The following is a 378-nucleotide window of genomic DNA, read 5'->3' on the forward strand; positions in this document are numbered from 1 at the left end:
CTACGTCAGAAAGCAGCGAATCTATGGAATGACTGCTTAGATCTCCATTGGTGGCTATATGATGTATATAAGATTTGGACAAGTGCATCAGAAAAAAAGAAATGGTACAATGCCACCACCCATCCATTACACGCGCAAACGATTCAAGCCATCATCGAGTTACATGAAGAAACATGCAAAAGAACGAGGGAGCTGCGGGCTAAAGGTGAAAAACAGTGGCGATACCCTTGGAAATACAAAAAATTCTTTTCCGTCAAATATAAAAAAGCAGCTATTAAATGCAAGGATAAAAAGCTGCTGTTTAGCAATGGAAAACAACAATCCCCCTTAGTGATCCCTCAACCAAAGCACATTGATTTCCATACAATAAAAAGTGCC

At 39.7% G+C, this 378-nt stretch carries 1 pseudogene; it reads left to right on the forward strand.

Features of this window, described 5'->3' with window-relative positions:
- Nucleotides 1-378: pseudogene (locus M5A78_RS24640) on the forward strand (hypothetical protein); the annotation flags it as partial.

This window comes from Neobacillus rhizosphaerae (assembly GCF_937468385.1).
GTDB classification, from domain to species: Bacteria; Bacillota; Bacilli; order Bacillales; family Cytobacillaceae; genus Neobacillus; species Neobacillus rhizosphaerae.